The organism is Mesorhizobium sp. A556 (genome assembly GCF_054489545.1).
Genome location: NZ_JBTMXA010000002.1, coordinates 510,278 through 526,840, shown reverse-complemented (window position 1 = coordinate 526,840; position 16,563 = coordinate 510,278). Strand labels below are relative to the sequence as shown.

Genomic DNA, 16,563 nt, shown 5'->3' with positions numbered 1-16,563 from the left:
GGCACTTAACTGCCATCGCCGCGCGTTTTGATCAGGGGCCATCATGCCCAGCGGCGGCATAATCTTCGGCGATCCTGCCTATAAATTCGTCTAGGCTCTCGTCGAAAAACTTCGTCATCGCGAGATCATTCTCCCGCTTGCGCTGCCGACCCGCCTCCATCTTCTCCCTGATCCATACCGGGATCAGTTCCTGCGAACAGTTTTCGCCGCCATGAACTAAGCCGTCGATCATAATATCTGTCGGCCACACGGTGATTGTGTTGTCGCCGATATTGAGATCGCCGCCGACGTGGAGTCCTTCGGGCAGCTTCGAAATGACCGCGTCCTGCAGGTCGAGGCCGCCGCGAATAGTGAGGTTTTCGGGCAGCACGATCTCGACGTCCGGCATAGCGTTGACGGTCATGAAGCTGAGCCGTTCGAAGGACGTCCCCGCGGGAAGCCTGTCGGCATCGTGCTCAACGCCGCCGACGTCAACGACGATCGGGAACCACGATTTCCAGTCTTCCCATCCTGAGGATTTCAAGAACTCCCGCAGGATGTCCATGTGCTTGCGCAGCGGTGTCGTGTTCCGTGGACCTTGCATCTGGTTGACGGCCCACCTCGAGTTATCCAAGATTGGATGGAAGCCCCCCTCTTCGTCGCGGCGGTACTGTCTGATGCCAGCGGGATAGGTTTCCATGGTAACGCAAGGATTCCCGTTGGCATCCCGCAATGAATAAATCTGGGTCGTCCCGGTCTCGATACCGCGGTCATATGCGCCGTGGCCGACGCAATGCTTCATGCGTTTGCTTTCATGATCAAGCGCATGAGGGGTCAGCAAGCGGACCAAACGGAATCCTTTGGCGAGTTCTGCGACGACGGTCTCGTCCCTATCACCGAGTGCGGCGGCCGAACCTTGAAGGCGCCGCCGCATGGCTTTGTCGGCTTCGAGAATGAGTTGCTCGTAGCTTCCGCATTTCATCAGTTTGAGCGGCCGCCCCTCCCCGTCGACACGCTCGATCCATTCGGCACCGTCGAGGAAATCTGCCGTCAGCCAGTCGACAATGTGCTGCGCCGTATCGTGATCCGGAAGGACTCCGCTGAGCGGAGTATCGCCACCGGTCAGCTTTGCCCGGACACGCCGGAGTTCTTTGACTGCGATCCGCCCGACCGAGCAACGCAGCAGGTCGCCGATATGTGCCGAAGGAGTCCATTCGCAGACCCACTGGTCGAGGGCGCGCGCCTCGTCATAGGCGAGCTTCACGGCCGACCGCCCGCGACATGGACGACGTCGTCGCCGTACCGCTCAGCAAGCGTTTCCATTGCGGTCAACAGGTTCCGCCGCTTCAGGATCGCGACAGCTTCATCCGACGGCGTGTTGCCCTTCGTAGCGCTGTAAGAACGAACGGTCGCGAGGGACATCCCGATCTCGGTCGCGATCTCTTCCTGCGAAAGACCCGAATACCGAACGGCGCGATCCCACGCTTGTTGCCGAATCCGTGCCAAGGCAGCCGATGTCGAGGGGCGCCCGGCCATCATGCGACCTCCGACATGCGGTGCGCGCGGACATGGCGCATGATGTCTTCCCGGCGCTCGGACAGGAATTCCGACGTTTCGGCGTTCCATCGATTGATGATCGTCACCATCAGCAAATGCGTGTCGAATTTCGGCGAGACCCAGGCGACGGATTGAAATCCGCAATCCTCCTCCAGTGCGACGTAACCTTTGCGGTTCGCCGCATGCTCGATCGCTTCGTCGAGGACGTCGTAACGGCAGACTGGAACCGATGACGGCAGAAGATCGTCTGGATCAAAGACCAGGAACTCAACCTCACGCTTCGCGTCTGGCTGATGTCCGGCACACGCCGAGCAGAGATCTTTCTCTACCCACCAGCAGGGGCCAGTCTCGTCACCGTAACAGGCATCGTTCTCGTAACAGCCGCATTTTTTGCAATGAACTTCAAGCATGCTCACCTCCATGTTTCCCATGATGGTGGCGTCGACGGCCGCAAGCTCATAGTGGAAAAATCTACATCAATTCAAATTCTTGCACAGTTTGTTGACAGCGCTAGTTAAGCCGTCGAGTTGTCGTTGTCGCTTGCATGCCCAGAAAGGATTGTTGCCGCGAACATCCCGGAGACATCACCATGCTCAAGCGAATCCTTTTTCACCTCCGTCGAATCCTTCGGGGCATCTTGTCGATTCCTGCATGGCTACTCGGCCGCCAAGGCGCGCCATTGCCACCGACGGCCGAGTTCGAAGACGTCGTCGACGATCTGATCGAGGAACTCCGCGAATCACTAGAGGGCGAGGCGTCAAAGTTGACGCCTGTCAACTCGGAACTCGGCGAGCGGATTCACGAATACGCCGCAGGCGACTGGCATTCCCGGGGAACATTCGATTTAGCAGGCATGCCGCAGCATGTCGCGATCTCCCTATGTTGCATGCCGCCGGATCAACTGGCGAGGCTGGCGATGGCGGGGCCTGTGATCTGCGGAAGATGGGCGGCAGGCGAAAAGACGGGCTTGGTTGGTGTCCCGCTGCCGCGCAAGGATTGGGCGACCATGCCGCAGTTGGAAGCCGAAGCCGGAGACCAGGTGCTGGTCCCCGTCGACGAAACGCCATCCGCGACCCGAGGCCAGGCGTTCGCATAACGGGCAAGCATCACATACAGGGGAGGGCGACGAATTCCTGAAACTCGCGCTCGGTCACCTGCAGACGCCGCTCTACTGACAACCGAGAGGATATAGGGCTTGATCTCTGCCACCACCGCCGACAGCGCGCGGTCGTACTTGGTGCCGGACTTTGCCAGCCACGACTGCCACGTGACTTCATGACGGACCGCATATTCATCCGTCACCGACGTGGGAACGGGTTCGATGTCCGTTCCCGATGCGTCGCATGCAGCGGCGATTGCACGGGCAACGTCTTCGACGTCGAACTGCCCTGCCCTGATGCAGGCGGCGATGTCGCGAACAACCTAGCCGTCACGAGAGGCACCGTCCCGCGTTCGCGGAAGGCATCGTCCCGGACAGCATACCTGACATGCGTCGTAGACAGTCGCTCGAGGGCATCGACGAGGCGATCGTTGTGCGCATGCCCGTCGCCCTTCTCGCCTTGCGCCAGATACGACCGCACGTAAGCGGCAGGGATCTCATACTTGTCGTTTTCGACATCCTGCTCCCTGGCCCATGCCCAAAAGATTTCGTAGATGGCTTGGTCGCCGGCACGAAGCTTGTCCTTACCGATCACCGACATGGATTCGATGGCGACCGAAGGCTTCGGAGTCTCGGGCCGTTGCAGTTTCATCTGCGCCGGATCCGTGATCGCTTTCACGAGATCGGCCGCCTTGATGCGTCGTCCAACAAGCGGCTTGGTCTGCATTTCCATTGTAGGTTCCCCCATTCCTACAATGATGGTGACCGGCGGGCATGACAGCCACAAGCATTAAAACGAGGGCTGGATCACGATTTCTCGTTTTAATACCCGGCTACTGACATTTCCTCGTTTTAATAATCGCCGTTTCAGCCAGCCGTAGCCAATGCCCGTCAACGGAATACGGCCGATTTTCAGGGGGATATACTATAGAACTAATAGCTCCTCCCCGGAGGCTGCGGATTCGGATGGCCGTGCCACGGAAGGACTCGGAATGTCCGCGATGAGACTGACATTTACTCGTTTTAATCCCCTCGAAGTGACATTTCCTCGTTTTAATAATCGCCGTTTCGGTGAGACTGGCCCTGTTTCCGTCAACCAAATTCATCGAAATTCCAGGGGTGTATACTATAGAACTAATAGCCCTTCGGGCCGTATGGGATTCGAAAGTGCTCCGCATATGGGCTCCTTGAACAGGAAGCCATGGCTCCGGAGGAGATCATCAACGCACGCCTACGGCGAAGAAAGAAAGATCCGTGGGATGGTCCTTCGGACAGGGGTTTAGATCCCGCTGGATGGAAGAGGCAGTGCTAGTCCTGCAAGGGTGCATTCGGTTTCGCACCCCAAGGCTTGGGCCTACATGAATCCTCGAACCGTAGGCTGGTGGCTCCGCTTCCGTGTCCTGGCTCCGCAGATGTTTTCATGTCAACGCAGCCGCATGGCGAAGCCTTCGTCTCACATCGGCCGAAAATAATTTCAATTGGACATGTCCAATCTCTTTTTTCTTGTGAGGTCCCGAGCGAACATTCTTTTAGTGAGCGTGGAGGATGTGATGAAACTGACCGGACAAGAGGCGTATCAAGTGAGTTTCCCGAGCCTCCACAGGTTCGACCTATGCGCAAAGCAGGAAGCACCGGCCGCCACGATCGCGGACATGACGGTCGAGCAACGCCGCTAATACGATCGTGTGAAACGGGCCGAGTCCCGTGCCGAACAGAAACAGGCGAAGGCCGAGGGCGCGATCAAGCCGACCGTCGGCAACATACGCGACGCTCTCGCAGACGCAGCGCTCATGCTCCTCGCCGTCGACGGTCCCGGTGCGAATGAAATTAGGAACGTCCTCGGGAAGGTGTTCGCCGCGAGACCGGGCGTTGTCCTGTCCGTGTCCGCCGACGTCCGCAACGGGAAGCTCCGCCCGAAACTCATGAAGCCGTAAGCGTTGTCGCTTGCGTGTCCGTCGGCCATCCTTGGCTTTGGTGAGTTTTAGTGAGGACGGAGGACGGCATGGCGAGAAGAGCGGTGATCAACGACGACACCCATCGTGAGGAACAGGCCGAATACCGTGTCAGGCTCGTCCAGGAGGACCGTCCCGAGGTAGGCCGCGTCGATACGGCGGTGGCCGTCGCCGTGTACGCCCTCCTGCGGAAGATCAAGGAGGAGCAGCGTGACCGGGACGGCAAAGCCGATCTCGATTTCATTCTGGAAAGCGCACTGGATGCCGTCGTCGAAATGGGTAGGGAACGCAAGGAGCGCTCTGTTCCGTTCGACCGCAAGGCTTCCCGGCGTGTCTTGCGTCGCCGCCTGGTGCGACAGTCCGACCGTTTCGACAGGCTTCTCGGACAGGATGACGAAAGCGATGACGCTCACCTGGTGAGCCTCTCCTGATTGCCGTTCTCCCCATTACTTCATGCTTCTGAATCCGGATTCGGCAGAAACCCTTAGTGAGGCCGTCATGGAAGAAAATGTCAGCATTTGGGACGACGGTGATGCCTTCGTCGAAGCATGGAATGCGTCGCCGGATGCCATCCGCCAGGATCACCTGAAAGCCACCAGGCGCCGCGGCGGCCTCCGCACCGTCGTCTCAAAGGCCGCCCAGGCTCGTCACGGCATGACACTGACGGACTACGAGACCCAAGCTCGCCAGTCACGCCCCACCCTTGCCGTCGTCGAGGCAGCCCATGCTGCCGTTCGAGCGGTGGCGGGACTCGATCCAGACCACGCCCGGGAAGCCAACGGCAAGGGATTCGACAAATCCGACGTCGCCCTCGGGCATGCGCTCGCCAGCGCGTCCGCCGAAATCATCGCGTCGTCTCCGGCATACGCTGCCATGCTGATTGCGCTCGCAGGGAAGTACCGCAAGCAGGTGTCGCCGAAGCTTGGGCTCGCCCTCGGGCACACCGACCAGCCAGATTTCTGGGGTTGACGCATGGACAGGATGAAATCGCATGTCCAACTTTTGAAGCTAAGGCGCGTTAGCTTCCGCAAGTCCGTGTTTGACGAGCGTTTTCAAGCGGTTGAAGGATTCATGCCGTTCTTCGCAGCGGCATCGTCGATAGCCGTCGTCATTTTGTGTGTCTGCTCGTGAAAATATCTGTCGACGGGGCTTGTGGCTGTCGTCGATAGGACTCAAGCTCAGATTGTCATCATGGATTGATCTCCATGTTGGTGACATGACGGGGTCCTGAAACAGCCCTGTCCTTCCGAAGCCCTCTGCCATTATTCCCATTCTGGCAGGGGGCTTCATCCGTTTTGGCGTATCCTCGAAGCCGCCGACGGGCCGATCCTTCTGCAACCCACGAAGGATTCCCACATGGCCGGTCCCGTTCCAAAATTTAACGACACCGAGTTCGCGAAGACGGCCGGCGATCTCGTCGGCAAGCTCGTCAAAGCCCAACAGGAAGCCGTAAATTCCACGGGAACTCGAGTCCTTGCAGGTCTCCGGACACGGATGGAAGAACTTCTCGACAGGCCGACCAGATTCACCTTGAACGCTTTCGGCATGTGGCGCGCCCGCGGTCGACATACGGACGCTGCCATCCTCATCAAACCCATCCAAGAGGAGTATCTGCGCTATGTCTTCGAGGGCGGCCGCCGCAAGGACGACGTCATTCCCTCGAAGTCGGCGAAGCTGAATAAATTCGGCAACATGACGAGGAATTACACCCGGGGCATCGTTGCCCGCAAAGGCTTCTGGAAAACGGCCAAGTCGGGCGTGCGGACGCTGTTCATCAGGAAAGCAGGGGGCGGGATCGAAGCCGTCGCGTTCAGAGTCGACGATGCGTTTCAGGCGAGGATGGATCCTGTTTTCGAGTCCCGCGTTCCCGTCGGCGCCATCTTGCCCGAGGAGGCGGCAAAAGCGTTCGAGAAGGTGTTCGCCAAGGACTGACTATATACGAGAGAGAACCGCAACCATCGAAAGAGCCACCTCTCTTTGGTTTCTCTTTAACCTCTCTCGCAAAGTTTATTGACTCTTCCGCAGGTCTTTTGTATAAGGGGTCATTGGCTAACGAGAGAGGATTTTCAATGACCGACATTTTCAAGACGCCTGCAAAGGCCGTAACCCGCAACCACCTTTTCAAGGCTGCCGTAACCACGCTCGAGAAGAATGGATGGACCGTCGAACGCATCCGGGGTGCCGGGAAGTCGAGCGTTCGGAGGATCACAAAGAACGGCAAAAGCCGTGTCGCCACGATCCGCACGACCCAGGACACATGGATTGCTTTCCCGCGAAACCTTGACGACACGGCATGGTCGACGCTGGAAGACGCCGACGTCGTGATCGCCTCGTCCGTGGACGACAAGGAAACGCCGCGGTTTGCCCGGGTGCATATGATCGAGGCTGACGAGATGCGGGCGCGGTTCGACAGGCACTATGCAGCGCGGAAGGCTGCCAACCACTCCATCACCCTCGGCAGGGGCATCTGGCTTTCACTCTACGAGAAGGAATCGAAGGATCCGGTTTCGCTAGTCGGAGCCGGCGCAGGTTTGGACAACCCCGAAATCGGACGTATTCCCCTGGATAGAATCGAAACAGGTGGACCCGAGGCCGAGGCGGACGAGGTTATTGCCGACGACCAGCAGGAAGAAGGTCCCCTCACGATCGCCGAGGCAAAGAGACGGCTGGCCCTGACGTTCGGGGTAGACCCATCGGCGATCAAGATCACGGTAGAGGGGTGATCACGTATCGAGCATGTCCCAGTCGTCGCCCATGACCCATCGGAGGGCGGAGAGCTTGCCGTTGACCATGCCCCATTCGAAGTCCGTCCACGGCCCCAGGTTCTCGATGCCGACTTCGTCCTCAGTCTTCTTTGCCGCGGCAAGGGCAGCCTTCCAAATGGTATCCACCGTTTCGTCCGGGCGGTAGGGGTTGCGCGAGTAATCCTTCTCGACGACAACCTTGTGCGTCCCCTCCTGGATACTTATCCGGAGGTTCCAGTGGCGGTTGTACCAAACCTGTCGGAAGAATAGGTTCTCTGCTTCCATGATCTCCGACAAACGCCTTGGCTCCGAGTAGAAATTGAATTCGGAGTCGTGGTCCTCGAGCAAGAATTCATCGATGCTTTTTATGAGGTCCACCATCGAAACCCAATAGTTCGATTTTGGGGACTCGAACAATGGGACAAGATCGGCATGTGGATTTCGCTGGTCGCCATTCTCTTCGCTGAAGTCCTTGGTGTTGTGGGTCACGAACGCGTAGTCATCCTCCTTGCCCGCGCTCACCAGGCTTGCATACGTCTCAACCAGGATCGCGTCGCCAACGCTGTTGCGGGATCGGTGATAGGGCGCCAGCTGCGCCAACGCCCGTTCCGTCACGCGCTGCTTGACGGCCTTTGTCGTCGGCAGTTTCCTCGACGATTTGATCAGTTTCTCTATCCGGTCGATGGACTCGTTCACAGCCTCGCCTTTGAACACGGCCGCATGGTCGACCTCGTGAAGCGCTTTAAGCGTCTCGGCCTTCGAGGCGTCGTCACCAAACCTGTCGACCGCGTCTCGCACCAGCTTGAAATGGGATTGCAGGCTGCGTTGCGCATCCGCCGCGACCCGAGCCTTGTTTCGCTCGAATTCCTCGATGACGATCTCAGGAACCAACAGGTCGATCTCTCCCATGACGATCAAGTCCTGTAGCGCGGTGATTACGGGCTGTTGCCGGTAATCCTTGGCGAGATCGAGCCATACGCACGTATCGACGATCAGCTTATGAACCATTGAGTCCTTCCCCCTGATCGCACCGTAACCGGGCATTGGCTGAGACGGAAGGATTCAATGTTGCCTGTTGTTGCTGTCATGGCCGGCTGCGATCCTGACCTCTCAAGACGCACATGGGAGAACGCATGATGGAAACCTCCGAGAGACGCTTCCTACGCGACCAACGCATGCGTCGCATCGCTGAGGATCATGTCCGACGCATGGTCGCCCCCGAACTCTTTTACGACGAACACGAGCGGCTCAAGCGGGTGTATGAGCGGATGCTAGAGATGGCAAGGATGGGAGCGGGGGGCGGCGATGATAGGATGCGATAAGACACGGCTCTGAGTCCTCTATCGCGGTGCGGGTCGTTCAGCTCGAGACCTTGAAAACGCTCCCCGGGGAGAAGGACGCCGAGTTCGTGAAGCGCATCGTGCGTGCTTACCACGACGAGCACGACAGGCGGATTGCGGAGTCGTGGAAAGCGGCCGCGGAAGCCATGGCGGCGACGGCCAACAGGCTCGTTGCGGAATGGGCGAAGGCTATCAAGGAAGCAAAACGGGATTGTCCTCGAAGGTGAACAGGACGTCCTTGAGCCTGTCGTCGAGGCGGACGGCCATAGATACGGCGAGATAGTTTTCCACGGGCGAACGGTGCCTTCTCAGGAGGCGCCCTTTTTCGGCCCAGGTGGCTGCCGTTGAGGGAGACACCCCAAGTCGCTTCGACATTGCCTGCTTCCCGACATTCAATTCCTGCATGCGCGCCGCAGATGCGTATTTCTCCCACTCCACCTGTTGGAGGGCCACCCATTCAGGAAGGACGTTGAACCATAGGGAAGGTCGTGCGAAGTTGCCAGTCCTGTTAGCCAGGTTTCGTTCTCGCGTGACGGCTGCCTTCAGCCTCCGCTCTGTGAGTATAGCTTCGGTCTCGGTCATGGCCTGTAGCCGCAGGGCAAGCAGCGCGCCTGTCACGGACAGGTAGGGATTGCCGCAGAACTCGTGGACCGCCACAAGGCCTCGGGAGATCAGGCGCTTCTGATCGCGGTTCTTCGGCCTGTCTCGTGTGGAATGGCCCATGCTTCTATATAACTCTGGCATCTGTGAGAGCCGTTCGAACACCTTGTGAAAGTGGCCCCACGATCCTAGCGCGTCTCCTCTTTCGAGCCGGAAATACTCCTTCCAGAACGGTGCCGGCTGCATGCCGACGACGGCGCTCGCATCCACGACGATGTCGATGAATCGCCCGCGCATGACCTCCATCTCGGCCATGAAAGCGTCGGCCAGCCTGTAGCGGGTCAATCCCTTAGGGCTCAAACCAGTGACGATCCATCCGGCTGCGGCCAGGCTCTCCACCCTGTCGATCGAGTCCTTCCCATAGAAGGCATGGAGTTTTCCGTCACGCATCTCGGAGAGGATGGCATAGTCCTCGTAGCAGTCGAGGGCCGAGCCCATGCAGTTTGATTGGTAGGATGAGGCCTCGCTCTCCAACGAGTCGAATCTATCTCCCATCGTCCACCCCGTTCCCCATATGCCGCCATTCTATCTCTACTACGAAGGTGCGCGATCCGCACACCAGCGCAACTAATGTTGACGAATCCTTGCTGGCTGGACGTTTCCGCCCCCCTGATTTAGGCGCCGCGTCGGACATCTAACGGTCAGGACTCCCGGCTCACGTCGGGAGTCCTTTTCATCGAAGGGAACCGTCATCATGAGCAAGAATTCGAAGAAGCCCGCAGCGGCCGAGATTTCGGCGTCGGAAGAAATCGCCTTCCGCGCCATCGAGATCAACCGCACCCTGACAATTGACGGCGAACACCATCGCGCGGAAACCATTTTCACGGACCTGTCCCCGGAACTCGCTGACGAAATCGTTGCGGCCGGCTACGGGGAATATGTCGACGTCGGCATTCCCGTCGACGAGATCGTGGTCGAGGGCGGGAATCCTGTCGACGTTGATGGCACGGTCATCGGCGATGGTGATCAGGACGAGATCGACGAAGCCGCCTAACGGCAATAATTCACTGACATTCTCACGAGGGCCGCGGCATGAACCGCGGCCTTTTGTCATTTCGTGGCAGGCCGAATGACGAAACTCGTTTCCGTGGTCGGCAGAATGATGCGGCTCTCGGGCTTTCGCGCCCCGGGAAGAATCTCGTCCAACTTCGCCAGTTGGGAATGGTGGAGCAGCAAGACGCCGAGTTTCGCCGCCAGTTGCCGTGCCGCCGCGGTGTAAGCGCCGTTCGATACAACGACCGCATGCCCTGCCTCGGTGAAACCCGCCGCCGCATGGACCTCCTGGACGGCTTTGTTGCCTACGGGGCCGCTCGTGTACAGCTTGCATTGGATGGCAACCTTGCGCCCGTCCTTGGAGGCAACGACGTCTACGCCTTGGTCGCCTCCGCCCTTCGTCGTCGACGCTTGCCAGCCATGTTGCCGCAGCGTCATGGCGCACCACCGTTCGTATTCGAATGGGTCGGTCGACGTGAACTCGGAGTCTTTTCTGGTGGCGTTGGCTACCAGCACCCAACCTTGCACTCTACCCGTGATGTCGCGGTCGAACTGGGAGATCGCATGATCGAGTCCGGAGATGCCCGTGGATAAACGGAAGCGGGCGAGTTCCTTAGTCCATGACTGGAGTTCGGGAGCGCCATATTCGTTCTTCACGACCAGTTGGCGGTACTTCAGCACCAGAGTATCCCTGTGCTCTTCGGCAGTGCGATGCCACCGTTTGATCGTATCTTCCTGCCGTTGCTCGTCGGCGCGGCGGTTTGCGGCCAACTGGCCCGTCATCTCGGTCTGTCGGGCGCTTTCGCTGAACCAGGCGATCACTAACCACAGCAGCCAGGCTACGAAGCAAACAATGCAGATCGTGACCATGATCATTAAATTGTGCGCGCCGAACAGCCAGGAGCCGCCGACGACGATTATTAAAAAACCTATGATCGGCACGATGTATGACCCCAAGCATTCCCCGTCCCCGGATTAGCACCTGACGGACGGTAAATGGAAGGGCGATCCAGTCGATTGGCGTAGCCTCCATCGATCCCCTGCTCTGACCATCGCGGGAGCATTCCTTTCGCGGAGATCAGGATATGGTCAGGCAGCTTCCGATTACCCAAGCCTACGGCTCTTACGTTCCCCTGCAAGTCCATCCTGCCCCGGATGCGAACTACTGAAGCGAAGGCGAGTCCAACGTCCATGAGATAGCCGTCACCGCTGCATCGCCGACCGTATGGGTCGCGAACAGCGAGGCGACCCTCCTGCTCGTCGACGTGACCGAAACCGTCACGATGCTGATCGACGGCACGGCAACCGTAGCGGCGGGCGGATTTCCGCTTCGCGGCGGACAGCAATATTCGCTCGGAATTCCCGCTGGTTCCAGATCGCATTTCAGGCCGTGGGCGACGATTCCGGCGTTACGATCCTGGAGAGCTGATCGTGCTCCGGCGCTCCATGACGAAGCTTTCGCTGTCCGTGGCGAATACGAAGGCGATCGCAGTCCCACTGTCGCAAGGTTTCCTCGGCTTCGGGAAGCTCGTGCAGGATGTCACCGAATCGTTCGTAGAGATCATCGTCCATGGGAAAGAGACCTGATCAGGACATCGCGACTGTTGACGGCACGGCGGAGCGCCTCGACCTCTGCCTCCAGCGAATGCACACGGGCGACGGCCTGACGAGCGACGGAAACAGCATTGGCAGCCGAAACCCGCGCCGCCGAAACCCGCTGGCTCCACAGTTGCTGAGCGCGATCGTCGCGGGCCTGATGCATTGCCGCCATGCCATCACGATGCGCACCCACTGCAACGGCGGCACCGATTGCTCCGATCGCCGCAAACTGGATGGCCACTCCTTGCGCTGGGCAAGGCACGCTTCGATGGGTGTTCATGACGGTACTCCTTCACAAGGAGCACTTCATTTAATGGGATCTCGACGCGGCGTCGACGCCGTTGGCACGTATTTCTCCCGGCATGCCTGGCAAGGATCTAATGCGAGCATTCCTTGCATGGCGTGCACAACCGAGGGTGCTTGCCCTCCGAAAAGAATATTTCGCCGCAGCACATGCACGTCCGCATCGTTCCAGTCGCCCCCGTCTGATTTCCTTGAGATCAGGAAGACCGGGCTTCCAAGCTTTCGCTCGAATGCTGTCGAGTGTCGTTGCGAAATGGCTGGCGATCTCGCCCCTCGCCTGTCCCGCCATCCACATATCGCCGAGTTCAATCCTTCGTTCCGCCGTCCATTCCATATCTGCGCTCCCCATTCCTATCGCATCGATAGTGACCCAGAGATTCCGCCGGCGCAAATCGGCGGCATAGGAATATGTTCTTGCTTCGTTCCTTCGACTCGGGATAGGCTGCGGTCATGGAAGACCACGAAATCACTCTCAAACTAAAATGGCGGCAGACTTGGGAAGAGAAGTCAGATGACTTCGTATGCGAGGCATCGACGTATTCGGGATCGGTCGGCAGGATTTACCTGCACGAGAGCGGACCGATGGAAGGTCAGTGGCTCTGGAGCTTCCAAGCATTCGGTTCCGACATATCCAGAAACATCGGAGCGCTATCCGGCTACGAGACGTCGGCACGCCGCGCCGCCAAAGAAGTCGAGGATGCCTGGTTCTCGGCGATACGCGGAACCTTGCACGAGCAAGAATCCAAACCTTCAGCGAACGCATATGCGGCCGCAAAAGGCATGTGAGACTTTTGTAGCTATCAAGAATTAGGTTCTTGAAATCGGCGTCCACTTGACGGAGCTGGATGATCACCCTGCTCCGGTCTCTGGCCAAGGAAAGTCAAACCGCCCTACGTAGTAGGTGCCGTGCAGGTAATTGAGATCGCTCTCCCAATCGGCCACGGCGTACTCCATGTGTATGCCCCGCCTCTTGGCGTTTCTGGTAAGCGCGGCGATCGTGTAGGCCATCTTCCTTAAACGACCACCAGTGCCTGGGGCGCCCCATTCGAGGCGGGTCGGAGCATCGAGAACCTCCACCATGAAAAGCCGTGCCAGCGTCCTGCGTCTGGTAGTCTCTGGCTCTCCCCGTGTGCGTCCTACCCTGTACCCTGCCCCCGCCAGAACGCCGAACGCATCGGCCTCGAAACTCAATTGGCCGTTGCCGCTCTCTGCCACCGTGGTTGGCCACCGGAAGTATCCGCCGCCGGGCAGCAGAGAGGACGCATTTGGCCCCCTTCGCTCTCTTTCGTCTTCGATGACCGCGATGAGCACCTCGGCCGCCACTCGGAATTCACGCTTGGGATGCGATAGCTTGTCCTGAGCGTTCGTCCAAACGACGTGGATTTTTTCGAGCGGCATCTCTGGAATCTGGGAGGCAATTTTTGCGGCCCTAACTGTCCCTCGTTCCTCTGGAGTGGGCTGCCCCTGCGCCAGCCGCTTGGCCATTTCGACGCGTTCATCAAGTGCTTTTGGTAGTGCCAAGGGCAGCGCTCGATGCTGAGTCTCCTGCGAGCGGTCAGGCTTCCGAGCGGTTCGCAGGGCCTTCTCCTTTAGCCGCTTTGTCTTTGGCTCCAACTCGGCCGAGAGCTTCCGGATCGTTTTGGGAGTCAATTCCCGAAGGAAGTCGTAGCCGTCTTCCGTGATGACGATCGGCCCTTTCTTGCCGAGCCTTTCAATGAAGCAAGACCGATACATATAATCCAAGGCCGCGTCGGCCTTGGATCGGAACGTGCAACTGGTACCAGGGGGATTAGCCGCGTCCAGCTCCCCTCTAGCGAATCCGTACATCTCGGCGACGGACGCGACGATGCCCTTTTGTGAGAATGGTCGGTCTCTAATCGTTATGAAGATGTCAGCCAGAAGCCCTGCCGCAGCGGGGATTTTACCTTGTTCAGGGCTGTCATCTTTCATGGAGACATCTCATGCTTCCCAGAACATCTCGGCTTCCGTACTCCATTGCAACTCCCCTCGGCATCGCATGCAACCTACCACGATTCCGTTCTGGGCTGCCGCTCGCCCCGCCAGCGACCACCTTCCTCCTGAAGGTGGGTTCAAATTCCCGACCTCGAAGGAGGTCTCCTGATCCCGGTGGATAGGAAGGTCTGGCAGCAAGGCCGGCAGGATTCGATCCGTCCAGTCCATCGTGGGGACCACGGCGAACACCCTGCCTCTGGGCTTTTCCAAGGTTGACGCCGCTGCCGACTGCCGGCTATCTCAAATACCGAACACGGCTCTCACGTTCCGACACCAATTCCATGGCTCGGCGGAAGATTGCTTCATTCGGGTAGAATATGATCGACGGCAAGCGGACCCCACAGATCGACCTCGATACCGAGCTGATGCTCATGGACCTCGACGACGCTCTCTTCGACATGAATGAGAGCGGCGAACGGCTCGACGAGCTTTGGGAACAGTTTCGTCTCGGGAATGTTCCCGCCGACCTGCACGACGACGCGCCGCTGACGCTGGAAATGGCAGTGTGCCTCCCGGAAATGCAGGGGAAATTCACGGTCAATCCCAATTTCCGTTCCAAATCCGAAACGATGACCGTCAGGACGTTGCGGGACGCGATCAGGCGCAAAGACCTCGAATGCCGCCGCCCGAACAAAAACATTTTCGTTACCCGCCGCCAGATCAGGGAGTGGCTTGAAAAATGTCCCCAAGACGGAAAGAGCCGCACCTCATCCTCATCGGCGAGCGGAAAGACAAGCAAGGCCGTCTCACTCACAAGGCAACCTGGCTCATCAAGGACGGAGACGGTCGAACTCGCACTTTCTGCGGCAAGGACGAGCATGAAGCCGCGAAGCTGAAGCTTCACGAACACAACGTCCAAAAATACATCGAGAAGGCCTTGGACGTCGACGCCGAAGGCGACGATCCCCCCGTCCCTGCGAAAGACTACCCTATCGCCACCGCGTTGATGCTCTACCAACATCACAGGGTAGCGGCGCTGAACGTCCGACTGTCCACGAAAGGCAAACAGCCAGGCAAGGACATCGACCACAAACAGGTCGGAGACCTCAAGCGTCGGCTCCGCCAGCTTTTGGACTACTGGGGCGACAAGACCGTCGCGCAAATCAACAAGGACCGTTGCCGCCAATTCGACACCATCGAGACGAAGGACGGCCCCCTGAAGCTCACCGTCTCGTCTAAGGCACGGTTTCTCGATGACCTGAAATCCGCCGTCCATTTCGCCATGTCGGAGCAGAAATGCGAGACGGTCGTCTTGCATTGGGACATCCCGAAGCACTCCAAACGCCGCCGCACGACATGGTACACCCGCGACCAGGTTGCGGCGTTGGTGTGGACGGCACACAGCAAGAAGGGCATATATCGATTCAGCGCCAAGAAATCGGGCGAGGCCAAGGCAGGGATCACCAAGACGACATCCCTCCGTCCCATGCGCCACATCGCACGGATGATCCTCGTTGCCGTCGGCACCGGAACGCGGTCGGAACGCGTCGAGATGGCCTCGTTTTACGACATTCCCGGCCATCCCTTCATCGACGTCGACAAGGGCATCTTCTGGCGGTCATGGGACGGCGAAGACGTCGCTTCGAATAAACGCGCCGATCCGTGCATACTGCACCCGACCCTGTTGCTTCACTGCCGCCGCTGGAAGGCCATGGGGCTGAGATACCTGACCGAATACCGCGGGAAACCCGTAAAGGTGTCCTCGGCGTTCTATCGACTGATCCGCACGGCACTCGGCGACGAGGCCCCGGGACGGTCGATCCATACTTTCCGGCACACGGCCGCGACGTGGCTGCTGTCCTCGAGCGCGAAACTCAACCATTCCGTCGTCGCGGGCTTCCTGGGCATGGACGTACAGGTCTTGACCGACATCTACGGCCATAACAGCCCGGATTTCCAAGGCGAGATCAGGGAGGCCTTCAGGTCGGGCAACGTCGGCCGCAACCGCGCCGGGAAGGCAACCAAGGAAAACCCCGTCGAGAAACTGCTGACGGAAGAACGCAAGCGTGGCTTGTTCGACCTCGCCGAGACGCTGGAAGCGCCCTCCGAAGTGTTCGCCCTCATCGACGGCGCGAAGCCCGGGCAGATCGAAGGTTTACGGGTCCACATCAAGAAAGCGGCGCGGTCGGGGGAGTGGTCAATTGTCACATGATCACCTCGATTACCGCTACCAACCGCTACCGATTGCTACCGAATGAACGGGAATTATGGGGTATCAACGGGTATCAACGCCTCAATAAAACCCAATTTATTCAATGGTTTAATTGGCAGGTTCTTCGTTTACACCGAGGATGTCGGCGGTTCGAGTCCGTCATCGCCCACCA

At 58.8% G+C, this 16,563-nt stretch carries 22 protein-coding genes; 12 read left to right on the top strand and 10 right to left on the bottom strand.

Features of this window, described 5'->3' with window-relative positions:
- Positions 1-31 precede the first annotated feature (31 nt).
- Genes ACX3P0_RS07145 through ACX3P0_RS07135 form a run of 3 tightly spaced genes read right to left on the bottom strand, consistent with a single transcriptional unit; the run spans position 32 to position 1,946 of the window.
- Positions 32-1,243, bottom strand: coding sequence for a hypothetical protein (locus ACX3P0_RS07145; protein ID WP_459087550.1), 1,212 nt, complete (start codon positions 1,241-1,243; stop codon positions 32-34).
- Complete coding sequence (locus ACX3P0_RS07140) at positions 1,240-1,518, bottom strand: hypothetical protein (RefSeq protein ID WP_459087548.1); 279 nt, start codon at positions 1,516-1,518, stop codon at positions 1,240-1,242. The genes ACX3P0_RS07145 and ACX3P0_RS07140 overlap by 4 nt, the downstream gene beginning before the upstream one ends.
- The gene (locus ACX3P0_RS07135) at positions 1,515-1,946 is read right to left on the bottom strand and encodes a hypothetical protein (protein WP_459087546.1); all 432 of its coding nucleotides are present in this window, start codon (positions 1,944-1,946) and stop codon (positions 1,515-1,517) included. Before ACX3P0_RS07135 ends, ACX3P0_RS07140 begins: the two co-directional genes overlap by 4 nt.
- Before the next feature lie 227 nt (positions 1,947-2,173).
- On the opposite strand from ACX3P0_RS07135, the gene ACX3P0_RS07130 reads away from it, so the two are divergent.
- A complete protein-coding gene (locus tag ACX3P0_RS07130) occupies positions 2,174-2,632 on the top strand; it encodes a hypothetical protein (protein ID WP_459087545.1) in 459 nt (152 codons plus the stop codon).
- Positions 2,633-2,834: 202 nt separating this feature from the next.
- On the opposite strand, the gene ACX3P0_RS07125 is transcribed toward ACX3P0_RS07130, so the two are convergent.
- Entirely contained in the window at positions 2,835-3,368 is a 534-nt protein-coding gene (locus ACX3P0_RS07125) for a hypothetical protein (RefSeq protein ID WP_459087544.1), read from the bottom strand.
- A gap of 817 nt (positions 3,369-4,185) precedes the next feature.
- Here ACX3P0_RS07125 and ACX3P0_RS07120 point away from each other — a divergent pair.
- From ACX3P0_RS07120 to ACX3P0_RS07095, 6 genes are all read left to right on the top strand, one after another.
- Complete coding sequence (locus tag ACX3P0_RS07120) at positions 4,186-4,311, top strand: hypothetical protein (RefSeq protein ID WP_459087542.1); 126 nt, start codon at positions 4,186-4,188, stop codon at positions 4,309-4,311.
- A 9-nt stretch (positions 4,312-4,320) separates the two neighbouring features.
- Positions 4,321-4,569: a hypothetical protein gene (locus tag ACX3P0_RS07115; RefSeq protein ID WP_459087540.1), complete on the top strand. Its 249-nt coding sequence runs from the start codon at positions 4,321-4,323 to the stop codon at positions 4,567-4,569.
- Between the two features lie 68 nt (positions 4,570-4,637).
- Positions 4,638-5,018, top strand: coding sequence for a hypothetical protein (locus ACX3P0_RS07110; RefSeq protein WP_459087538.1), 381 nt, complete (start codon positions 4,638-4,640; stop codon positions 5,016-5,018).
- Positions 5,019-5,085: 67 nt separating this feature from the next.
- Positions 5,086-5,556 carry a hypothetical protein gene (locus tag ACX3P0_RS07105; RefSeq protein ID WP_459087536.1) on the top strand — a complete coding sequence of 157 codons (471 nt, stop codon included), beginning with the start codon at positions 5,086-5,088 and terminating at the stop codon, positions 5,554-5,556.
- Positions 5,557-5,943: 387 nt separating this feature from the next.
- Positions 5,944-6,519: a hypothetical protein gene (locus ACX3P0_RS07100; RefSeq protein WP_459087535.1), complete on the top strand. Its 576-nt coding sequence runs from the start codon at positions 5,944-5,946 to the stop codon at positions 6,517-6,519.
- A gap of 137 nt (positions 6,520-6,656) precedes the next feature.
- Positions 6,657-7,310, top strand: a complete 654-nt coding sequence (locus tag ACX3P0_RS07095) for a hypothetical protein (RefSeq protein ID WP_459087533.1) — start codon at positions 6,657-6,659, stop codon at positions 7,308-7,310.
- Here ACX3P0_RS07095 and ACX3P0_RS07090 read toward each other — a convergent pair whose 3' ends face one another.
- Positions 7,311-8,339 (bottom strand): PIN domain-containing protein, encoded by a 1,029-nt coding sequence (locus ACX3P0_RS07090; RefSeq protein ID WP_459087531.1) that lies wholly within the window; start codon positions 8,337-8,339, stop codon positions 7,311-7,313. It abuts the gene before it with no gap.
- Between the two features lie 364 nt (positions 8,340-8,703).
- On the opposite strand from ACX3P0_RS07090, the gene ACX3P0_RS07085 reads away from it, so the two are divergent.
- Complete coding sequence (locus ACX3P0_RS07085) at positions 8,704-8,898, top strand: hypothetical protein (RefSeq protein WP_459087530.1); 195 nt, start codon at positions 8,704-8,706, stop codon at positions 8,896-8,898.
- Here ACX3P0_RS07085 and ACX3P0_RS07080 read toward each other — a convergent pair.
- On the bottom strand, positions 8,864-9,826 hold the full coding sequence (locus ACX3P0_RS07080) for a hypothetical protein (protein WP_459087529.1): 963 nt from the start codon (positions 9,824-9,826) through the stop codon (positions 8,864-8,866). The two genes, ACX3P0_RS07085 and ACX3P0_RS07080, sit on opposite strands and share 35 nt — an antisense overlap.
- A 199-nt stretch (positions 9,827-10,025) precedes the next feature.
- Here ACX3P0_RS07080 and ACX3P0_RS07075 point away from each other — a divergent pair, with 199 nt between their 5' ends.
- Entirely contained in the window at positions 10,026-10,325 is a 300-nt protein-coding gene (locus ACX3P0_RS07075) for a hypothetical protein (RefSeq protein WP_459087527.1), read from the top strand.
- Positions 10,326-10,381: 56 nt separating this feature from the next.
- On the opposite strand, the gene ACX3P0_RS07070 is transcribed toward ACX3P0_RS07075, so the two are convergent.
- The 3 genes from ACX3P0_RS07070 to ACX3P0_RS07060 all read right to left on the bottom strand — a co-directional run bounded on the left by ACX3P0_RS07070 (position 10,382) and on the right by ACX3P0_RS07060 (position 12,203).
- On the bottom strand, positions 10,382-11,281 hold the full coding sequence (locus ACX3P0_RS07070; protein WP_459087526.1) for a restriction endonuclease: 900 nt from the start codon (positions 11,279-11,281) through the stop codon (positions 10,382-10,384).
- 426 nt (positions 11,282-11,707) lie between these two features.
- The gene (locus tag ACX3P0_RS07065) at positions 11,708-11,896 is read right to left on the bottom strand and encodes a hypothetical protein (RefSeq protein ID WP_459087524.1); all 189 of its coding nucleotides are present in this window, start codon (positions 11,894-11,896) and stop codon (positions 11,708-11,710) included.
- On the bottom strand, positions 11,886-12,203 hold the full coding sequence (locus ACX3P0_RS07060) for a hypothetical protein (RefSeq protein ID WP_459087522.1): 318 nt from the start codon (positions 12,201-12,203) through the stop codon (positions 11,886-11,888). Before ACX3P0_RS07060 ends, ACX3P0_RS07065 begins: the two co-directional genes overlap by 11 nt.
- Before the next feature lie 473 nt (positions 12,204-12,676).
- Here ACX3P0_RS07060 and ACX3P0_RS07055 point away from each other — a divergent pair, with 473 nt between their 5' ends.
- Positions 12,677-13,012 carry a hypothetical protein gene (locus ACX3P0_RS07055; RefSeq protein WP_459087521.1) on the top strand — a complete coding sequence of 112 codons (336 nt, stop codon included), beginning with the start codon at positions 12,677-12,679 and terminating at the stop codon, positions 13,010-13,012.
- Positions 13,013-13,075: 63 nt separating this feature from the next.
- On the opposite strand, the gene ACX3P0_RS07050 is transcribed toward ACX3P0_RS07055, so the two are convergent.
- Positions 13,076-14,176 (bottom strand): hypothetical protein, encoded by a 1,101-nt coding sequence (locus tag ACX3P0_RS07050; RefSeq protein WP_459087519.1) that lies wholly within the window; start codon positions 14,174-14,176, stop codon positions 13,076-13,078.
- Positions 14,177-14,556: 380 nt separating this feature from the next.
- Here ACX3P0_RS07050 and ACX3P0_RS07045 point away from each other — a divergent pair, with 380 nt between their 5' ends.
- Entirely contained in the window at positions 14,557-15,075 is a 519-nt protein-coding gene (locus tag ACX3P0_RS07045; RefSeq protein ID WP_459087518.1) for a hypothetical protein, read from the top strand.
- A gap of 41 nt (positions 15,076-15,116) precedes the next feature.
- A complete protein-coding gene (locus ACX3P0_RS07040; RefSeq protein ID WP_459087516.1) occupies positions 15,117-16,391 on the top strand; it encodes a hypothetical protein in 1,275 nt (424 codons plus the stop codon).
- Positions 16,392-16,563 lie beyond the last annotated feature (172 nt).